This window comes from Umezawaea sp. Da 62-37, from assembly GCF_032460545.1.
Lineage (GTDB): Bacteria > Actinomycetota > Actinomycetes > Mycobacteriales > Pseudonocardiaceae > Umezawaea.
Genome location: NZ_CP135965.1, coordinates 6,316,515 through 6,334,395, shown reverse-complemented (window position 1 = coordinate 6,334,395; position 17,881 = coordinate 6,316,515). Strand labels below are relative to the sequence as shown.

At 72.8% G+C, this 17,881-nt stretch carries 12 protein-coding genes and 1 tRNA gene; 6 read left to right on the top strand and 7 right to left on the bottom strand.

Going from position 1 to position 17,881, the window contains the following annotated elements; all coding sequences use genetic code 11:
• Window positions 1-63 precede the first annotated feature (63 nt).
• Window positions 64-1,035: an L-histidine N(alpha)-methyltransferase gene (locus RM788_RS29225; RefSeq protein ID WP_315920981.1), complete on the bottom strand. Its 972-nt coding sequence runs from the start codon at window positions 1,033-1,035 to the stop codon at window positions 64-66.
• A gap of 49 nt (window positions 1,036-1,084) precedes the next feature.
• Between RM788_RS29225 and RM788_RS29220 the strand changes: the two genes are divergently transcribed.
• Window positions 1,085-1,888, top strand: coding sequence for a class I SAM-dependent methyltransferase (locus RM788_RS29220; RefSeq protein WP_315920979.1), 804 nt, complete (start codon window positions 1,085-1,087; stop codon window positions 1,886-1,888).
• Between the two features lie 42 nt (window positions 1,889-1,930).
• Here the strand turns inward: RM788_RS29220 and RM788_RS29215 are convergent, their stop codons facing one another.
• The 5 genes from RM788_RS29215 to mfd all read right to left on the bottom strand — a co-directional run bounded on the left by RM788_RS29215 (window position 1,931) and on the right by mfd (window position 11,311).
• Entirely contained in the window at window positions 1,931-2,476 is a 546-nt protein-coding gene (locus RM788_RS29215) for an EF-hand domain-containing protein (protein ID WP_315920977.1), read from the bottom strand.
• A gap of 104 nt (window positions 2,477-2,580) precedes the next feature.
• Window positions 2,581-5,778: a S41 family peptidase gene (locus RM788_RS29210; protein ID WP_315920975.1), complete on the bottom strand. Its 3,198-nt coding sequence runs from the start codon at window positions 5,776-5,778 to the stop codon at window positions 2,581-2,583.
• A complete protein-coding gene (locus RM788_RS29205) occupies window positions 5,775-6,746 on the bottom strand; it encodes a nucleoside triphosphate pyrophosphohydrolase (protein ID WP_399345120.1) in 972 nt (323 codons plus the stop codon). The genes RM788_RS29210 and RM788_RS29205 overlap by 4 nt, the downstream gene beginning before the upstream one ends.
• 2 nt (window positions 6,747-6,748) lie before the next feature.
• On the bottom strand, window positions 6,749-7,711 hold the full coding sequence (locus RM788_RS29200) for a SurA N-terminal domain-containing protein (RefSeq protein WP_315920971.1): 963 nt from the start codon (window positions 7,709-7,711) through the stop codon (window positions 6,749-6,751).
• Between the two features lie 12 nt (window positions 7,712-7,723).
• Entirely contained in the window at window positions 7,724-11,311 is a 3,588-nt protein-coding gene (gene mfd / locus RM788_RS29195; RefSeq protein WP_315920969.1) for a transcription-repair coupling factor, read from the bottom strand.
• Between the two features lie 446 nt (window positions 11,312-11,757).
• Here mfd and RM788_RS29190 point away from each other — a divergent pair, with 446 nt between their 5' ends.
• The 3 genes from RM788_RS29190 to RM788_RS29180 all read left to right on the top strand — a co-directional run bounded on the left by RM788_RS29190 (window position 11,758) and on the right by RM788_RS29180 (window position 15,675).
• Window positions 11,758-13,659, top strand: coding sequence for a tachylectin-related carbohydrate-binding protein (locus tag RM788_RS29190; RefSeq protein ID WP_315920967.1), 1,902 nt, complete (start codon window positions 11,758-11,760; stop codon window positions 13,657-13,659).
• Window positions 13,660-13,730: 71 nt separating this feature from the next.
• Window positions 13,731-14,288, top strand: coding sequence for a DUF4291 domain-containing protein (locus RM788_RS29185; RefSeq protein WP_315920965.1), 558 nt, complete (start codon window positions 13,731-13,733; stop codon window positions 14,286-14,288).
• Window positions 14,289-14,535: 247 nt separating this feature from the next.
• Window positions 14,536-15,675: a PQQ-dependent sugar dehydrogenase gene (locus RM788_RS29180; protein ID WP_315920963.1), complete on the top strand. Its 1,140-nt coding sequence runs from the start codon at window positions 14,536-14,538 to the stop codon at window positions 15,673-15,675.
• On the opposite strand, the gene RM788_RS29175 is transcribed toward RM788_RS29180, so the two are convergent.
• Window positions 15,672-16,265, bottom strand: a complete 594-nt coding sequence (locus RM788_RS29175; RefSeq protein WP_315934797.1) for a TetR family transcriptional regulator — start codon at window positions 16,263-16,265, stop codon at window positions 15,672-15,674. The two genes, RM788_RS29180 and RM788_RS29175, sit on opposite strands and share 4 nt — an antisense overlap.
• A gap of 105 nt (window positions 16,266-16,370) precedes the next feature.
• On the opposite strand from RM788_RS29175, the gene RM788_RS29170 reads away from it, so the two are divergent.
• The gene (locus tag RM788_RS29170; RefSeq protein WP_315920961.1) at window positions 16,371-17,543 is read left to right on the top strand and encodes an alpha/beta hydrolase family protein; all 1,173 of its coding nucleotides are present in this window, start codon (window positions 16,371-16,373) and stop codon (window positions 17,541-17,543) included.
• Between the two features lie 126 nt (window positions 17,544-17,669).
• A tRNA-Gln gene (locus RM788_RS29165) sits at window positions 17,670-17,740 on the top strand.
• Window positions 17,741-17,881: the final 141 nt, after the last annotated feature.

The following is a 17,881-nucleotide window of genomic DNA, read 5'->3' as shown; positions in this document are numbered from 1 at the left end:
GCTCCTCCTATTGGCCGCCTTCCGCCCGCCGAGCGCACGCGAACGCGCCCACACGGTCGGGTACTACCCGATCGGACGAGTGGTGGCGCCGACCAGCGCGAGCGCGTAGCGACCGGTCTCCTCGGCGTGCCACCGCAGGGGCCGGAAGCCGTGGCGGGCGAGTTCCGCGGTGAACGAGGACCTGGTGAAGCGGGCGGCCACCACGGCGCGCAGGACCTCGCCGCGGCGGATGAGGTGCGCAGCGGGCACGCCGGGGACGTGGACGCGCTGGTCGGCGCGGGCCTGGAGGCCGATCTCGACGCGGTGGTGCCGGGCCGACCAGCCGACGTGGTGGCCGTAGGCGTCCAGGTCGAAGTCGGTGCCGTGGTCGCGGTTGAGGATGCGCAGGCAGTGGCGGTAGAACTCGACCATGAGACCGGCGCGGTCGTCGTAGGCCGACCGCATGGCCTCGACGTCGTGCCGCAGCGGAACGCCCAGCAGGAGCGTGTCGCCGGGGCGCAGCATCCGGCCGAGGTGGGTCAGCAGGTCCCGGCGCTCCTCGCCGGTGAAGTTGCCGAGGGTGCCGCCGAGGAGCGCCACGAGCAACGGCCTCGGGGCCCGGTCGAGGGAATCGGGCCAGGGCCGCGTGAAGTCGGCTTCCAGCGGGTGGACGGCGATGTCCGGCGCATGCCGGGCGAAGCGCTCCGCCAGGCGGGCCAGCGCCGGGGCGCTGACGTCGACGGGGGCGAACCACGAGGGCGCGTGCGCCTGCCCCAGCAGGATCAGGGCTTTCGAACCGGTGCCGGACCCGAGGTCGAGCAGTCCCCCGGCGCCGGCCGCGGCGACGATGTCGGGCGCGTGGGCGTGCAGGAGCCCGGTCTCCAGGCGGTCGACGTAGTACTCCGGCCGCGCGCGGATGCGGTCGTACAAAGCGGTGTTGTGGTCGTCCCACAGCAGCCGGTACGGCAGCCGGCGCGGGGTGTCCGACAGGCCGCGCACCAGGTCGGGGTGCGGCGGTGGCGCCGCCCGTTCCGGGTGGTCGCGGAGGTTCCGCACAGAGCGCTCCCAGCGGGTCGGACGACTACTGTCGGTTACAGTATCGCGCATGTCGACTACGGAGGATTACGGAACGCGGCTGTACGGCTTCGACCAACCCCTGGAACAGGAGCGGATCGGGCTGATCGGGGACGTGTTCGACGCCTTCTCCCGACGCCGCCTCGCGGACCTGGGCCCGCTCGCCGGCCTGCGCTGCCTCGACGTGGGCGCGGGCCCCGGAACCGTGGCGGCCTGGCTCGCCGGACAGGCGGGCCCCGACGGCGAGGTGATCGCCCTGGACCGCGACGCGAGCCTGCTGCGCGAGGCGAATCACCCCGGCGTGCGCGTCTGGGAGGCCGACGTCGACACCGCCGGTCCCGACCTGCTCCCGCCACCCGGCTTCGACCTCGTCCACGCCCGGCTGACGATGAGCCACCTCCCCGGCAGGCGGCGGGTCCTGCCCCGGCTGGCCTCCTGGCTCAACCCCGGCGGCAGGCTCGTGCTGAGCGACGTCGTCAACACCATGTCCGCGGCCTCGCCGAGCTTCGCGGTGCGCGCGATGACCCAGGGCTACGACCAGGCCCTCGCCGACACCCTCGGCAGCGACCTGAACTACGCGCGCGTCTACCCGACCCCGCTGCTCGACGTCGGGTTGACCGACGTCGGGCTGGCCGCCGACACCCCGCTGGTGTGGGCGGGCAGCCCGACGATCAGGTTCTGGGAGCTGACCTTCGCCGCCATGCGCGAGGAGGTCATCGCCACCGGCTTCGTCGACGCCGCGGGTTTCGCCGAGGCCATGAGGCACCTCACCGCTCCGCACACCCGTGAACTGGGCTACACGCTCGTCACGGCATGGGGCAGCAGGGCGCGCTGACGACCCCGGCCGCCCGTGGGGACTGCCGGGGTCCGGTCACCGTCAGAGCTCGCCGAGGATCCAGCTGCCGGGGGCGTCGGGGTCCTCGCTCATGAGGTACTCCCGCCACGCGGCGTAGTACTCGTCGCGGGTGACCTGGCCGTCCCCGTCCTGGTCCATGTGCTTCATCGCGGACGTGGCGTCCGCCTCCGACATGCCCCAGACCCGCCAGACCCCGCGGATCTCCGTCTCGTCGAGGATCCCGTCGCCGTCCAGGTCGGCGGTGTCGAACTCCGCGTCGACGGCGGGGCGGAACGTGCGGTCGAACAGGGCGGGGTCGGCGACGTGCGCCCGGATCCCGACGTGGAACTCCTCCCGGCTGACGCGCCCGTCGCCGTCGGTGTCCATCGCGGAGCGCACGGTCTCGTGGATCCTGGCGTAGGTGTCCCGGAGCGCGGACGCCCGCGGGGAGTCCGCCGGGTGGCCGAAGCCCTCGATGAGGGCCTTGGCCGTCCGCGCCCAGTCCTCCGCCTCCACGAAACCGCTGCCGTCGGTGTCGAGCAGGTCGAAGAAGCGGTCGAACTTGCGCACGCGCAGAGCGGTCGTCATCAGGAGCCTTCTGTCGATGATCGGGTCGGCTCGATTGTCGGGGCGCGGCGATGGACCCGCCCTCCCGGACGGGCATGAGGACCCGATCGTGTGGCGGAAGGCGCTCAGGCCAGCGGCGGCAGTTCCGGCGGGGTCGCCGCCGGGTGCTCGACCAGCGCCTCCAACGCCAGCCGCACGGCCGTGTCGAGCTGCGGATCGCGACCCGCCACCCGGTCCTGCGGCGTCATCACGACCTCGACGTCCGGGTCGACGCCGTGGTTCTCGACGCCCCAGCCGGGACCCGCGAACCAGGAGGCGTAGCGCGGCTGGGTGACCATGGTGCCGTCGATCAGCGAGTACTGCATGTCGATGCCGATCACGCCGCCCCAGGTGCGCGTGCCCACGACCGGGCCGATGCCCAGCTCCTTGATGGCCACGTTGACGATGTCGCCGTCGGAGCCCGCGAACTCGTCGGTGACGGCCACCACCGGGCCGCGCGGGGCCTCGGACGGGTAGCTGTCGGCGGTGGTGTAGCCGCGGGCGACGAACCAGCCGATGACCTTGCGGCCGAGCTTCTCGACCACCAGTTCGGAGGTGTGGCCGCCGCCGTTCTCGCGGACGTCCAGGACCACGCCCTCCCGGTGCAGCTCGACCCGCAGGTCCCGGTGCAGCTGGGCCCAGCCGCCGGCCATCATGTCGGGGACGTGCAGGTAGCCGACGCGGCCGCCGGACAGCTCGTGCACGTGGGCGCGGCGGTCGGCGACCCAGGCGTGGTAGCGCAGCGCGGAGTCGTCGTCCAGCGGCACGACCACGACCCGCCGCGGCTCACCGCCGCCGCCGGGGCGGACGGTCAGCTCGACCGGCTTGCCCGCCGTGCCGACCAGCAGCGGCGCGGGGCCGCGCAGCGGGTCGACCTGGCGGCCGTCGACGCCGACCAGGGCGTCGCCGGGGCGGATCGCCACGCCGGGGGCGGCCAGCGGGGAACGGGCGGCCGGGTCGGAGGTCTCGCCGGGGATGATCCGGACGACCCGCCACGCGCCGCTGTCGTCGCGTTCCAGGTCGGCGCCGAGCAGGCCCTGCGAACGGCCGCCGCCGCCACCGCCGGACGGGAAGACGTAGGCGTGCGAGGTGCCCATCTCGCCCTGGACCTCCCACAGCAGGTCCACGAGGTCCGAGTGGCTGCCGAGCCGGTCGACCAGCGGGCGGTAGCGGTCCAGCACGCCCTGCCAGTCGACGCCGCCCATGTCGGTGCGCCAGAAGTTGTCGCGCATCAGCCGACCGGCCTCGTCGTAGGACTGCCGCCACTCGGCGGCGCGGTCCACGACGACCCGGACGCGGGACAGGTCGATGTCGACGGCGTCGGTCGACTCGTCGTCCGGGTCGACCTTGCGGTCGGTCGGCACGAGCCGCAGCGACGGGCCGTCGGTGACGACCATCCGCTGCCCGTCGCCGGTCACGGCGTAGGCGTCCACGCCTTCGACGAGCACCTCGGCCTTGAGCTTGGCCAGGTCGAACCGCTCCAGCACCGAGCGCGGCGGGCGGGCGTCGGGGCTGGCCATGTTGTCGCCGAGCACGCCGACGAGCGGGCTGCGCAGCCACAGCAGGTTCCCCTTGGCCGCGGTGAGGCCCGCGTACCGGGCGGCCGCGACCGGGATCGAGACGACCCGGTCCGCCAGGCCCTCCAGGTCCACGACGGTGATCGGGTTCTCGTCCTCGGCGTCCTTCGCCTTGTCCGCGGCGTCGTCGTCGCCGACCGGGCGGCCGAGCCGGTAGGGGTCGAACGGCGACGGCGTGGTCGCGGCCAGCGGCAGCAGGTACGGGCGGCAGCCGGTCGGGAAGGACATGTCGAACACGTACGCGTCGTACACCGGGTCGAAGCTGCGCACCGACAGGAACGCCAGGTAGCGGCCGTCCTCGGTGAACGCGGGCGAGAAGTCGGTGAACCGCAGCGGCGTCACGTCCACGGTGGACAGGTCCGTGGTGTTGGCCATCCTGATGTTCTGCAACGGCCGGGGGCCGGGGTGCGACCAGGCGATCCAGTTCGAGTCCGGCGAGAATGCCAGGTCGCTGACCAGCGGGTTCGCCCCGTGCACCACCTCGCGGACCTCGCCGGACTCGGCGTCGACCAGCAGCAGCCTGCCGTCGTGCGAGGCGACCGCGACCCGGCGGCCGTCCGGCGACACCAGCAGCTCGTGCACCCGGCCGAGCTGCCCGACGGCGACGCGGCGGGGCGCGTTGCCCGGTTCCACGCCGCCGACCGGCGCGAACTCCAGGCCGTCCTCGCCCTCGGCGTCGGTCACCCACACGACCTGGCCGCTCTCCCCGACGACCCGCGGCAGCCGGGCGCGCACACCGGGCTCCTCGGCGAGCGCGCGGACGGGGCCGTCCTTGTGCGTGACCCAGTGGACCGTGCCGCGGACCTCGACGGCGCTGGCGCGGCCGGTCTCGTCCGGGCACACGTCCTCGACGTTGCGGGAGGCGAGGACGTGATTGGGGCGGCGGGCGTTGCGCGGGCCGCCGAGGCGGATCTCCAGCCGCCGCGGGTCGGCCTCCAGGCTGTCGAGCAGCCACAGCTCGCCCGCGTTCTGGTAGACGACGCGGGTGCCGTCGGTGCTCGCGGCGCGCGCGTAGAACTCCTGCTCGGTGTGGCGGCGCAGGTCCGTGCCGTCCGGGAGGACGGAGTAGAGGCTGCCGACGCCGTCGTGGTCGGACAGGAACGCGAGCCTGCCGCCGACCCACATCGGCGAGGTGAGCGAGGACGTCAGCTCGGGCAGGATCCGGTGGAACTCGCCGTCGCCGTCGAGGTCCAGCCACAGCTTCGCCGCCGCGCCGCCCCGGTAGCGCTTCCACCAGGCGGGGTCGCGGCCGTAGGAGCTGGTGACCGCCACGACGCCGTCCGGGCCGAACGCGACGTCGCCGACCCAGCCGAACGGCAGGCGCCGGGCGGGTCCGCCGTCCAGCGGCACGGCGTGCGCCCAGGTGCGGTCGGACGTGGCCTCGCGGGCGGCCGTCACGGCCACCACGGCGCCGTCCGGTGTCCAGTCGCGGACGCGGGTCGTGCTGTGGCCCCAGTGGGTCAGCCGTTCCGACGGGCCGCCGTCGACCGGGGCCGCGTGCGCCTCCGGCGCCCCGTCGCGGGTGCTCGCCCAGGCCAGCGCGGTGCCGTCCGGGGAGAAGCGCGGGCCGCTGACCGGGACCTGGTCGGCGGACACCCGCCACGCGCGGCCGCCGTCCAGCGGGGCCAGCCACACGTCGTCCTCGGCCACGAACGTCACGAGGTCGCCGTGCGGGTGCGGGAAGCGGAGGTACGCGGGTTCGATCACACCTCGACGTTAGCGGGCCAGAACCGCCGCCAGTCGTCGGACGTGAGAGTGGTGATTCCTTCGAGACGTGCGGCCGTCTCGGCCGCCCGGACGTTCGCCGCGAACCCGCGGGAAACCGCGCGCAACTCGGTTTCCGGGTCCTCGCCCGCGAGCTTCGCCAACGCCGCCACCGCGAACAGCGTCGTGCCCGCGTCATCCCCCCTCGCCGACGTGATCCCCTCAGCGGAGGCGGCATTCCACCCGGGGAGCAGGTCCACGGGGAACCCGGCGCGCTTGGTGCGCTGCGCGAGCTTCGCCGCCAGCGCCACCGCGGGCTGGCCGAGCGCGACGCCGTCCACACTGGACTCGCGCTGCTTCTCCGCCTGCTTCAGCTCCTCCCAGCGCAACTGCTGCGTCGAGGAGTCCTCCACCTTCGAATCGCCGCCCGCGAACACGTGCGGGTGCCTGCCGACCAGCTTCGCCACGAGTTCCGCGGCCACGTCGTCCACGGTGAACGCGTCCGAGGCGTGCTCGGCGGCCACGCGGGCGTGGAACAGGACCTGGAGGAGCACGTCGCCGAGTTCCTCGCGCATGGCCGCGCGGTCGCCGTCCTCGATGGCCTCCAGCAGTTCGAAGGTCTCCTCGACGAGGTACTGCCGCAGCGTGTCGTGGTCCTGCTCGGCGTCCCACGGGCAGCCGCCGGGCGAGCGCAGCCGGTCCATCACCGCGACCGCGTCCAGCAGGCCCGCGCCGACCGGGAGGCCGACGACCGGCGCACCGGCCGCGACCAGGGCCGCGGCCGCGGGCTCGGCGGCCGACGCCGCGACGAGCACGACGGACTCGGCCCGCGCCAGCTTCACCAGCAGTTCGGGGGCGGGCGGCTGCTCGTCCACGCCGAACACGTGCGCCGCGCCGCGCAGGTGCGGCAGCGCGGCGACCGGCAGCACGTCGGCGGCACCGCGCAGGACGACCGCGCAGCCGTCGACCAGCGTCACGACTTCGGCTGCTGGACGGCGATCTGGAAGCCCGCCTTCTCGCCTTCGCTCGGGGCGAGGCCCATCGCCGAGTTGTCCCACACGCCGTAGCGCGGGTTGACCCGGATCTTCAGCTCGTCCGACAGCGGCTGGAGCATCCGCAGCCCGATGCCCGCGAGGACGTCCGGGGTCAGCTCCTGCGAGCCCCCGTCGGCGGACGGCTTCGCCGTGGTGGAGCGCTCCTTGACGTGCGCGACGATCCAGTTGCCCTGCTCCGGCGACGGCGGGAACGCGATCACCGTGTTCGCGGGCACGCCGAACAGCAGCGTGGTGGCGAGCTGCGGGGACTCGGCGGAGGACACCTTGGCGTCCGTCTCGCCGGCCTGGGAGTCCTTCTGCTTGGCCTCGCGGACGAACTGGTCCATCTTCGCGGGGTCGCGGGCGATCTGCTTCGCCTTGTCGATCGCGTCCTGGGTGTCGTTCGCGTAGAAGTAGTCGAACGTCACCGCGAGCTTGTCCGCGTACTTGCGGCCGATCTCGACCTGGAGCAGCTGGTCGCGGGCGCGCTCGTTGCGGAAGGTGTCCGCGTCGAAGAACGTGCCCTCGCTGAGCTGCTGGGCGCCACCGGCCTGCTCCAGCAGCTGGCTCAGCGTGTCCTCGGAGACGCTGACGTCCTCGCGCTCGGCGGCGCGCAGCGTCAGCTCGTGCTGGATCTTGAAGGTCAGGATGTCGCGCGCGGTCTTGTCCAGCTTCGCCTGCGGCGCGGCGCCGCCCTCACCCGCGACCTGCCCGCCCTCGGGCCGGCGGTCCAGGTAGTCGGCCAGCCGGTCCTGGACGAGGTTCAGCGGGATCACGGTGTCGCCCACGATCGCGGCCGCCCCCGCCTGCGACGGGCCGGAACCGCAACCCGCCAGGAGCAGGGCGGCGGCAACGCCGAGCAGGGTGAATCGCCGGTACCGGGGCCTCAGCACAGTGCTCACGAGGCTACCTTCTCACGCGCCAGTGGCCGCCCTCACAGCGCTACCCGACAACGTCTGGAGGAAGTGCGCGCACCAGTCCAGAAGTTCCTGGTCACGCAGCTGCGGCGCCCCCATCCGGCCGCCCGCGGCGCCCTCGGTGGGCCTCGGCAGGGACACCGTGCGCGCGGTCTCCTTGTAGATCGCCTTCGGGTGCAGCCTGCGCAGCCGGACGAGCTGCGAGTCCATCAGCTCCAGCGGCGCGAACCGGATCGTGCTGCCCTGCGCGGACACCTCGGTCACGCCGTGCGCCCGGCAGACCTGCCGCAGCACGGCCACCGCGAGCAGCCGGTCGACCGGCAGCGGCGGCGTGCCGTAGCGGTCCTTCAGCTCGTCCAGCACGGCCTGGAGCGCGGCGGCGTCACCCGCGGCGGCGATCTTGCGGTAGGCCTCCAGCCGCAGCCGCTCGCCCGGCACGTAGTCGTGCGGGATGTGCGCGTCGACCGGCAGGTCGATCCGGACGTCCGCCAGCTCCTCGTCCAGCTCCGACTCGGCGCCCGCGTGCTTGCGGAACGCCTCGACGGCCTCGCCGACCAGCCGGATGTACAGGTCGAAGCCGACGCCCGCGATGTGGCCGGACTGCTCCGCGCCGAGGATGTTGCCCGCGCCGCGGATCTCCAGGTCCTTCATCGCGACCGCCATGCCCGCGCCCAGCTCGGTGTTCTGCGCGATCGTGGCCAGCCGGTCGTGCGCGGTCTCGGTGAGCGGCGACTCCGGCGGGTACAGGAAGTAGGCGTACCCGCGGTCGCGGCCACGGCCGACGCGGCCGCGCAGCTGGTGCAGCTGGGAGAGGCCGAGCATGTCGCCGCGCTCGACGATCAGCGTGTTGGCGTTGGAGATGTCCAGGCCGGTCTCGACGATCGTCGTGCAGACGAGGACGTCGTACTCGTTCTCCCAGAAGCCCTCGATGATCTTCTCGAGCTTGTCCTCGTTCATCTGGCCGTGCGCCGTGACGACCCGCGCCTCCGGCACCAGCTCGCGGATCTTGCGCGCGGCCCGCTCGATGGAGGACACCCGGTTGTGCACGTAGAAGACCTGGCCGTCGCGCAGCAGCTCGCGCCGGATCGCCGCGCCCACCTGCTTGTCGTCGTAGCCGCCGACGTAGGTGAGGATCGGGTGGCGCTCCTCCGGCGGGGTCAGGATCGTGGACATCTCGCGGATGCCCGCGAGGCTCATCTCCAGCGTGCGCGGGATCGGCGTGGCGGACATCGTCAGCACGTCGACGTGCGTCCGGAGCGCCTTGATGTGCTCCTTGTGCTCGACGCCGAAGCGCTGCTCCTCGTCCACGATCACCAGGCCGAGGTCCTTGTAGCGCAAGCCCTTCTGCAACAGCCGGTGCGTGCCGATGACGACGTCGACCGAGCCGTCCTCCAGCCCGGCGACGGTCTGCTCCGAGTCCAGCGCGTCGGTGAACCGGGACAACCCCTTCACCGTCACGGGGAACGCGCGCATCCGTTCGGCGAAGGTGTTCAGGTGCTGCTGCGCCAACAGGGTCGTCGGCACCAGCACCACGACCTGCTTGCCGTCCTGCACCGCCTTGAACGCCGCGCGCACCGCGATCTCGGTCTTGCCGTAGCCGACGTCGCCGCAGATCACCCGGTCCATCGGGACCGAGCGCTCCATGTCCGCCTTGACCTCGTCGATCGCCGCCATCTGGTCGACCGTCTCGGTGAACGGGAACGCGTCCTCCAGCTCGCGCTGCCACGGGGTGTCCGGGGCGAACGCGTGGCCGGGCGCGGACTGGCGGGCCGCGTAGAGCTGCACCAACTCGGCCGCGATCTGCTTGACCGCCTTGCGCGCCTTGGTCTTCGTGTTCTTCCAGTCCGACCCGCCGAGCTTGTTCAGCGTGGGCAGCTCGCCGCCGACGTAGCGGGAGATGTCGTCGAGCTGGTCGGTGGGCACGAACAGCCGGTCGCCCGGCTGACCCCGTTTGCTGGAGCCGTACTCGAGCACCAGGTACTCGCGGGTCGCGCCCGCCACGGTGCGCTGCACCATCTCCACGTACTTGCCGATTCCGTGCTGCTCGTGCACGACGTAGTCGCCGGGGCGCAGCGCCAGCGGGTCCACGCTGTTGCGCCGCTTCGACGGCATCCGGCGCATGTCCTTAGTGGACGTGCCGCCGCGACCGCCGGTGAGGTCGGTCTCGGTGAGCACCACCAGCGCCAGTTCGGGGATGGAGAAGCCGCCTTCGAGCGTGCCCCGCACGACCGTGACGAGCCCGGCCTTCGGGGGGCCCACCAGCCCGTTCTCCGCCAGCGTGGACGCCACGTCGGCGTCGCGGAGCTGCTCGGCGGCCCGCTGCGCGGTGCCGGAACCGGGCACGACGAGCACCGCCGTGCCGCCGGTCGTGACGTGCGCGCGCAGGTCGGCGAAGGCCCGTTCGACGTCGCCCTGGTAGGCCTCGACGTGCTTGAGGTCCAGGCGCAGCACGTCCTCGCCCTCGCTGGTCAGCTGGCTCAGCGTCCACCACGAGCGGCCCTTGGCGCGCGCCGCGTCCGCCGCCTCGGCCAGGCTGCGGTAGGCCGACGCGCCGAGGTCGATCGGCGCCTTGCCGCCGCCCGCGGCCGCCATCCACGAGGCCTCCAGGAACTCCTGGCCGGTCCGCACCAGGTCCTGGGCGCGGGCGCGGATCTTCTCCGGATCGGCCAGCAGCACCTGCGTGCCGTCCGGGACGATGTCGGTGAGCATCTGCAGCTCGCCCTCGCACAGCGCCGGGATCAGCGCCTCCATGCCCTCCGACGGGATGCCGTTGACGATCTTGTCCAGCATCTCCACCAGGTGCGCGTCCCCCTGGTGCTCCTCCGCCAGCGCCGCCGCGCGGACCTTCACGTCGTCGGTCAGCAGCATCTCGCGGCACGGCGGCGCGGTGAACTCCCGCACCTCGGTCGGCAGCGACCGCTGGTCGGCCACCGAGAACGGCCGGATCTCGCTGACCTCGTCGCCCCAGAACTCCACCCGCAGCGGGTGCTCGGCGGTCGGCGGGAACACGTCGAGGATCCCGCCGCGCACCGCGAACTCCCCGCGCTTCTCGACCATGTCGACCCGCGCGTAGGCCACGTCCACCAGCCGCTCGACCAGCTCCGCGAAGTCGATCTCCACACCCGTCTCCAGGTGCACCGGCTTCAGCTCGCCCAGGCCGGGCGCCATCGGCTGGATCAGCGACCGCACGGTCGTCACCACGACCTTCAGCGCGCCCGCCGGGTGCTCCTCCGGGTGCGCCAGCCTGCGCAGGATCTGCAACCGGGCGCCCACCGTGTCCGCCCGCGGCGACAGCCGCTCGTGCGGCAGCGTCTCCCACGACGGGAAGTGCACGACCGCGTCCGGCCCGATCAGGTCGCACAACTCCGCCGTCAGGTCGTCGGCCTCCCGCCCGGTCGCGGTCACCACCAGCACCGTGCGGTCGGCGCCCTCCGCCGACGCCAGTGCCGCAGTGACCAGGGGCCTGGCGGCGGGCGGGCCTTCGAGTTCCAGCGACGGTTCACCGGCCGCGTCGACCAGTGCGCGCAGCGCCTTGTCGGACAGGACGGTGGTCAGCAGGCCGGACAGCGGGCCGGGCTGGGGCATTTCGGAACTCCTGTGCGTGAAACGCGGACAGACCCCTGCCCCGGACTGATCGCTCCCCGGGAGGGGTTCTCTGCTTTCCAGGGTAACCCCGCCGCGACACCGACCGCTCCGCGACCGGATCCCGCGACCACCGGGCGCGGCAGGATGGGGGCAACCGCCATTTCGACCGACAACGGTCGCTCTCGACGAAAGAGCTCAATTCGACCGGCCGTCGAATAACGGAGGCCGAATGCTCCCGGCGGATTGCCCGGAACCCGACCGCAGGCCGTCCCACCAGGCATGGAGGTGATTCCGCCTGCACATTCGACTTCGGGGTAGGGGGCGCTTCCCGTTGTGGCGGATCGGCGTGGCCGGCACGATTCGACGCGCGGGCAAAGCCGGTGTTCGGCACGTCCACCTGGGGGGAAATCCCCATTTCGGCGTGCCCGGAGGAATTGGGGTGGCAAGTGGGGGACTTCCGGAAGTGGGTCGCGCCGTTGGCGGTGGCGGCCGTCTCGGCGGCGCTGCTGGTGGTGTCGCCGTCGACCGCTTCGGCGGCGCAGGCGCTGGAGTGCTCGTCCCGAGCGCCGATCTTCACCACGAGGACCAACGGCGACCTGGCGGTCTACGGCCACGACGAGCCCGAGACCGGGGCTCCCGCCTGGTCGGGCGGGGACGTCGAGGGCACCGACTGGCACGGCCGGACGCTCGCGGGCGCGGACGGGGCGGTCTACAACATCACGCCCGAGGGCGCGCTGAACCTCTTCCGCTGGGACTGGGCGGGCGGCTGGGAGAACGGGGGCGCCGTCCGGCAGATCGGCTCCGGGTGGGAGGGCTTCACCACCCCCGCCCGCCGCGACCTCATCACCGTCGACGAGCAGGGCCGGATCTTCGCCGTCGACGGCAGCGGGCAGCTCAGGACCTACCGGTGGGACGGCGAGGACTGGGACGACGCCGACGGGACCGTGCTCGACGTGGAGTGGAGCCAGTACGACCTGATCGTCGCCGCGGGCGACGGGGTCCTCTTCGCGCGCACGCCGAACGGGGACCTGTTCCGCTTCCGCTACCACGCGGACTCCCGGCGCTGGATCAGCTACCGGGTGCCGGTGGACCGGGGGTGGGAGGTCTTCGACCGCGTGTCCTCCCCCGGCGGTGACGTGCTGTACGGCGTGGACGGCGAGGGCGACCTCGTCTGGAACCGCTACCTCGAGGAGTCGGGCACCTGGGCGGACTCCGGCGCGGGCCGGGTCGTCGGCACGGGCTGGGGCGACGACGTCGACACGGTCGCCGCCCCCGACGCGTGCAGGCTCGACGGCGTCCCCCAGCCCCGGCGCGCCGCCGTGCGGCAGGACACGTGGGCCCCCGTCGCGGCCGTGGGTGTGGACGGGCTGATGGACTACTTCTACGTCGACGGTTCCGGCAGGCAGGTCCACGCGTTCCAGACCGACCGCGACGACCTCGCGTCGGTCCGGTTCTCCGCACCGGTCGGCGCCGACCTCACCGGCCCGCCGTCGGCGGTCCCGACCGGGAGTTCGTTCCAGGTGTTCACCCTCGGCCTGGACAGCGCGGTCAGGTGGACGGGCGGCTCCGGCGACACCTGGTCCGACCCCGCGGCCCTCGGCGGGTGGATGTCCGGGCCGGTGAAGTTCGCGCGCGGGCCCAGCGGCGCCGTGCGCGGGTTCGCGTTGGACCGCGACAACAGGCTGTGGACCACAGCGCAGTCCGAGGACGGCGGCCCCTTCACGGGCTGGCGGGACCTGGGCGTCACCGACATCGGCCCGGACTTCCAGGTGGTGCCCTGGGATCTGGCCTTCGAGATCGTCGGCCGCACCCGGCCGGTCGACGGCGAGGTGAAGGTCGCCACGTTCGTCACGTCGCTGGGGCCGTGGCGCACGCTGGGCGGGGGCACCGTGCGGGGTCTCCCGTCGATGGTCAGCGGCGGCAACGGGTACCTGCAGGTCTTCGCGTTGCGCTCCGACGGCACGATCGCGACGCAGCGGGGGACCGCGACCGGCTTCCCCGGCGTGTGGCAGCCGATCGGCACCACCCACGCCGAGGGCGCGCCGGCCGCCGTCGTCGACGGCCAGGGGATCGTGCGGATCGCCGCACGCGGCGCCGGTGGCTCCATCAACGTCACCAGGCAGATGTCGCCGAACAGCGACGCCTACCGCGAATGGACTCCGCTGTTCGACAAGGGGACCAGCACCCCGGTCGTGTCGCGCACCGATCCCTCGGGTGACCAGACGGGCATCGGCGGTCCCGTCGTGTTCGCCTTCCGGGACGCCGACGAGAACCTCCGGCTGTACGAGTCCACGATCTCCACGGCCGACTCGTCGGAGTACACCGACGTCGCGGTGGAGCAGGAGTAGCCCCCTTCGGCCGGGACGCGGCGCTGCCGCGTCCCGGCCAACCCGGTTGACGTCCCCGGCACGCTGGAGTGGTGAAGGACAAAGAGGTCAGAGCCGACCACGACGATCGGCACATCACCGTCTACCAGGCCTACTCCCCCGCCATCGCCCTCCCGGCACTGGCCGCGGGCACCTTCGTCCCCCCGTTCAAACCGGGCCGGATGACCTGGGTCAAACCGTCGTTCCTGTGGATGATGTACCGCTGCGGCTGGGGCCTGAAGGAGGGCCAGGAGCACGTGCTGGCCGTCCGGATCACCCGGTCGGGCTTCGAATCCGCCCTCCGCGCCGCCGTCCTGAGCCACGACACCACCACGGCGAAACCCGAGGTCCGCGTCCAGTGGGACCCGGAACGCGACCTCCACCACAACCCGCTGGACCACCGCTCCCTGCAACTGGGCCTGGCGGGCGCGACCAGCACCAGGTACGTCGATGAGTGGATCACCGGCCTGACCGACGTGACCCCGCTGGCGCACCAGATCCACGCCCTGGTCCGCGCCGGCTCCCTGGCCGAGGCCACGGCGCTGCTGCCGCCGGAACGCCCGTACCCGCTGCCGGAGGACGTCGCGGAACACCTGGGCGCGACGGCCTGAGCCTCAGCGGTCGTCCGCTTCCTCCGGAACGGCGAACGACCCCGACCGGACACACGACAGGGATCCCGGCCTTCACGAGTTCCCGACAGGCGGCGCCGACCTCACGCCGGTCCCGACCGGACCGCACCGTCGCACCGACGAGGTGCGAGCGCTCGACCGGGTCGACCAGGCGGGACCCGCGATCGTTCCGGCGCACCTTGACCCCCCGCCAACAGCCACCACACCGCGAATCCGTCATCGTGGACACATGAACCGACTCGTCGGAGTGCTGGCCGTCGCCCTCGTCGCCGGGTGTTCCACCACCACGACGGGTAGCGGCGCGCCACCACCCCCGTCGCAGGCGCAGGCCCCCACCGGTCTCAAGGTGGAGGAGGTCGTGGGCGGTCTGAGCCACGCCTGGGACGTCGGTTTCCTGCCCGGCGGGCAGATGCTCGTCACCCAGCGCGACGGCAAGCTGACGCTCGTCAAGGACGGCAAGGCCACCGACGTGAAGGCCGACCTAGCCGACGTGGAGCCACGCGGTGAGGGCGGACTGATGGGTCTGGTCGTCCACCCGGACTTCCTCACCTCGCACCGCTTCACCACCTGCCAGACCTCGCGGGACGACGTCCGCCTGGTCACCTGGCAGCTCTCCGACGACGGCACGAGCGCCCAGCGGATCAAGAACCCGCTCCTGGGCGGGCTCCCGGTGAACCCCAGCGGCAGGCACTCCGGCTGCCGCCCGACCATCGCCCAGGACGGCTCGCTGCTCGTCGGCACCGGCGACACCGCCAACGGCACCGCGGCCCAGAACCTCGACAGCCTGGGCGGCAAGGTGCTCCGCATCAGCCTGGAAACGGGCGCCGCGCAATCGGACAACCCCATCGCGGGCAGCCGGGTCTACACCTACGGCCACCGCAACGTGCAGGGCGTCGCCGTCAACCCGAAGACCGGCCAGGTCTTCACCGCCGAGCACGGCCCCGACATCGACGACGAGCTGAACCTCCTCAAGCCCGGCGCCAACTACGGCTGGGACCCCGGCCAGGGCGGCACGAAGCCCGGCTACGACGAGGGCGTGCCGATGACCGACCTGCAACGCTTCCCCGACGCCGTCCCCGCGGTGTGGGTGTCCGGCGACCCGACCGAGGCGATCTCCGGCGCGGCGTTCCTCGCGAGCTCGCAGTGGGGCGACCTGGAGGGCGTGCTGGCCGTGGCGGCGCTGAAGGGGTCGAAGCTGATGCTGTTCACGCTCACCCCGGAGGGCGGCGTGCACTCGGTGGCCGTCCCCGCCGAACTCGACGGCACCCACGGCAGGCTGCGGGCCGCCCGGCTGGGTCCGGACGGGGCGCTCTACGTGACGTCCTCCAACGGCACCGACGACAAGCTGCTGAAGGTCACCAGGGGTTAGCGGATCGTCAGCCCCGGCCTGTGGTCCATGTGCGACAGGCCGTTCCACGCCAGGTTCACCAGGTGCGCGGCGACCTCGTCCTTCCCCGGCTTGCGCACCTCCAGCCACCACTGCCCGGTCAGCGCGACCATCCCCACCAGCGCCTGGCTGTACAGCGCGGCCAGCTTCCGGTCGTACCCCTGCTGGGTGAAGTGCGTCCCCAGGATGCTCTCCACCTGGGAGGCGATGTCGTTCAGCAACGACGAGAACGTCCCCGTGGACGACGCCACCGGCGAGTCCCGGACCAGGATGCGGAACCCGTCCGACGACCCCTCGATGTAGTCCAGCAGCGCGCAGGCCGCCTGCTCCAGCAACTCGCGGGGGTGCCCGCCCGACAGCGCGTTCACGATCTGGGCCATCAGCGCTTCCATCTCGCGGTCGACCACCACCGCGTAGATGCCCTCCTTGCCGCCGAAGTGCTCGTACACCACGGGTTTGCTCACCCCGGCGCGGTGGGCGATCTCCTCCACGGAGGTGACCTCGTACCCCTTCTCCGCGAACAGGGCGCGGGCCACGGCGAGCAGCTGCTCACGCCGTTCCTTGCCCGTCATGCGGACCCTGGCGACCGGCGCCGCCTCCGGGTCGCCGTCGCGCCGTCTACCAGTCATCCCGGCACCCTAGGGCCCACCATGGTCCCGCGCCTGCATCATGTGCCGGTGGAACCGAGCCAGCCGTCCCCTCGTCGCCGTCGCCGCGCCGTCATCCTGACCACGACCGCTGTCGTGGTCTTACTGCTGGCGGCGGGCGGGGTCCTGGGCGGCGGCTGGTACTACAGCGGCCAGCTGCTGGAGCCCGCCAACGCGCAGCCCGGTTTCGGCGACACGTCCGCGGGCCCGGCGGGCGACGCGGCGAAGCCCGCCGTGCTGCTGGAGGAGTCCGAGGACACCGTGCTGCCCGGCACCTGGGGTCTGGTGTGGCAGGGCGGCACGGCCCGCGTCGGCCCGGTGAAGGGCCGTCCCTGCGGCAAGGTCCAGCGCCCGCTGATCGACGGCGCGGCACCGCCCGCGGGCACGAAGGTGCGCATGCAGGCGTCGGTGTGGACCACCGACCCGCGCACCGCGCACCGCCTCGACTACACCGACGTGCAGATCCCCACCGAGCTGGGCGACGCCCCGGCGTGGTTCGTGCCCGGCACGTCGACCACGTGGGCCATCACCGTCCACGGCCGCGCGGGGGCGCGCACCGAGGCGCTGCGGGTCATGCCGCGGCTGCACGAGCGCGGCCTGCCGGTGCTCGCGGTGACCTACCGCAACGACGGGGCCGAGGGCGCGCCCGCGTCCCCGGACGGCCTCTACCACCTGGGCGGCACCGAGTGGCGCGACGTCGAGGCCGCGATCGGGTACGCGCAGGGGCACGGCGCCACCCGCGTGCTGCTCTACGGCTGGTCCATGGGCGGCGCGATCGTCGGCCAGGTGCTCGCCCTGTCGCCGCTGGCCGCGATCGTCGCCGGGGTCGTGCTGGACGCGCCGGTGACCAGCTGGACGAAGACGCTGGAGCTCCAGGCCGCCAACCGGGGCGTGCCCACGGCGATCGTGCCGGTCGCCGAGGTCGTGTCGGACTGGCGGGCGGACATCGGCTTCGACCAGTTCGACCTGATCGCCAACCCGCCGCGGGTCAAGCCGAGCACGTTGATCTTCCACGGTGACGCCGACGGGACCGTCCCGGTGCAGGCGTCGAGGGACCTCGCGGCCGCCGCCGAGCGCCTCCGGTGGCCGCTGCGGTACGTCGAGGTGCGGGGCGCCGACCACACCGCGGAGTGGAATGTCGACCCGGGCGCCTACACCCGGAATCTGGACGACTTCCTGACGACCGTTATCGGCACCTCTTGACCTGGCACAACACGGTACGTCATGATCGAATCACTCAACGGTAGCGGCCAGTTGAGTGGTCGTGCGACCAAGCCGGCCGCCGGCATGACAACATGTGTTCGCGTGGACGGGGCCCGCCCCGTCCGATCCGCCATGGTGTAAAGGCAGCACCTCTGATTTTGGTTCAGATGGTCCAGGTTCGAATCCTGGTGGCGGAGCGGATCGGTCGAGCCGGGACTTCCGGCGCGGCTACCGGACCGCCGGCACGCCCGGTGGTCATCTGGTCACCGGCACGCCCGGTGGTCACCCTGCGGTTGCATGGGGGTGTGGGTCGCTGCACGACGAAGCGGTCGACGAGC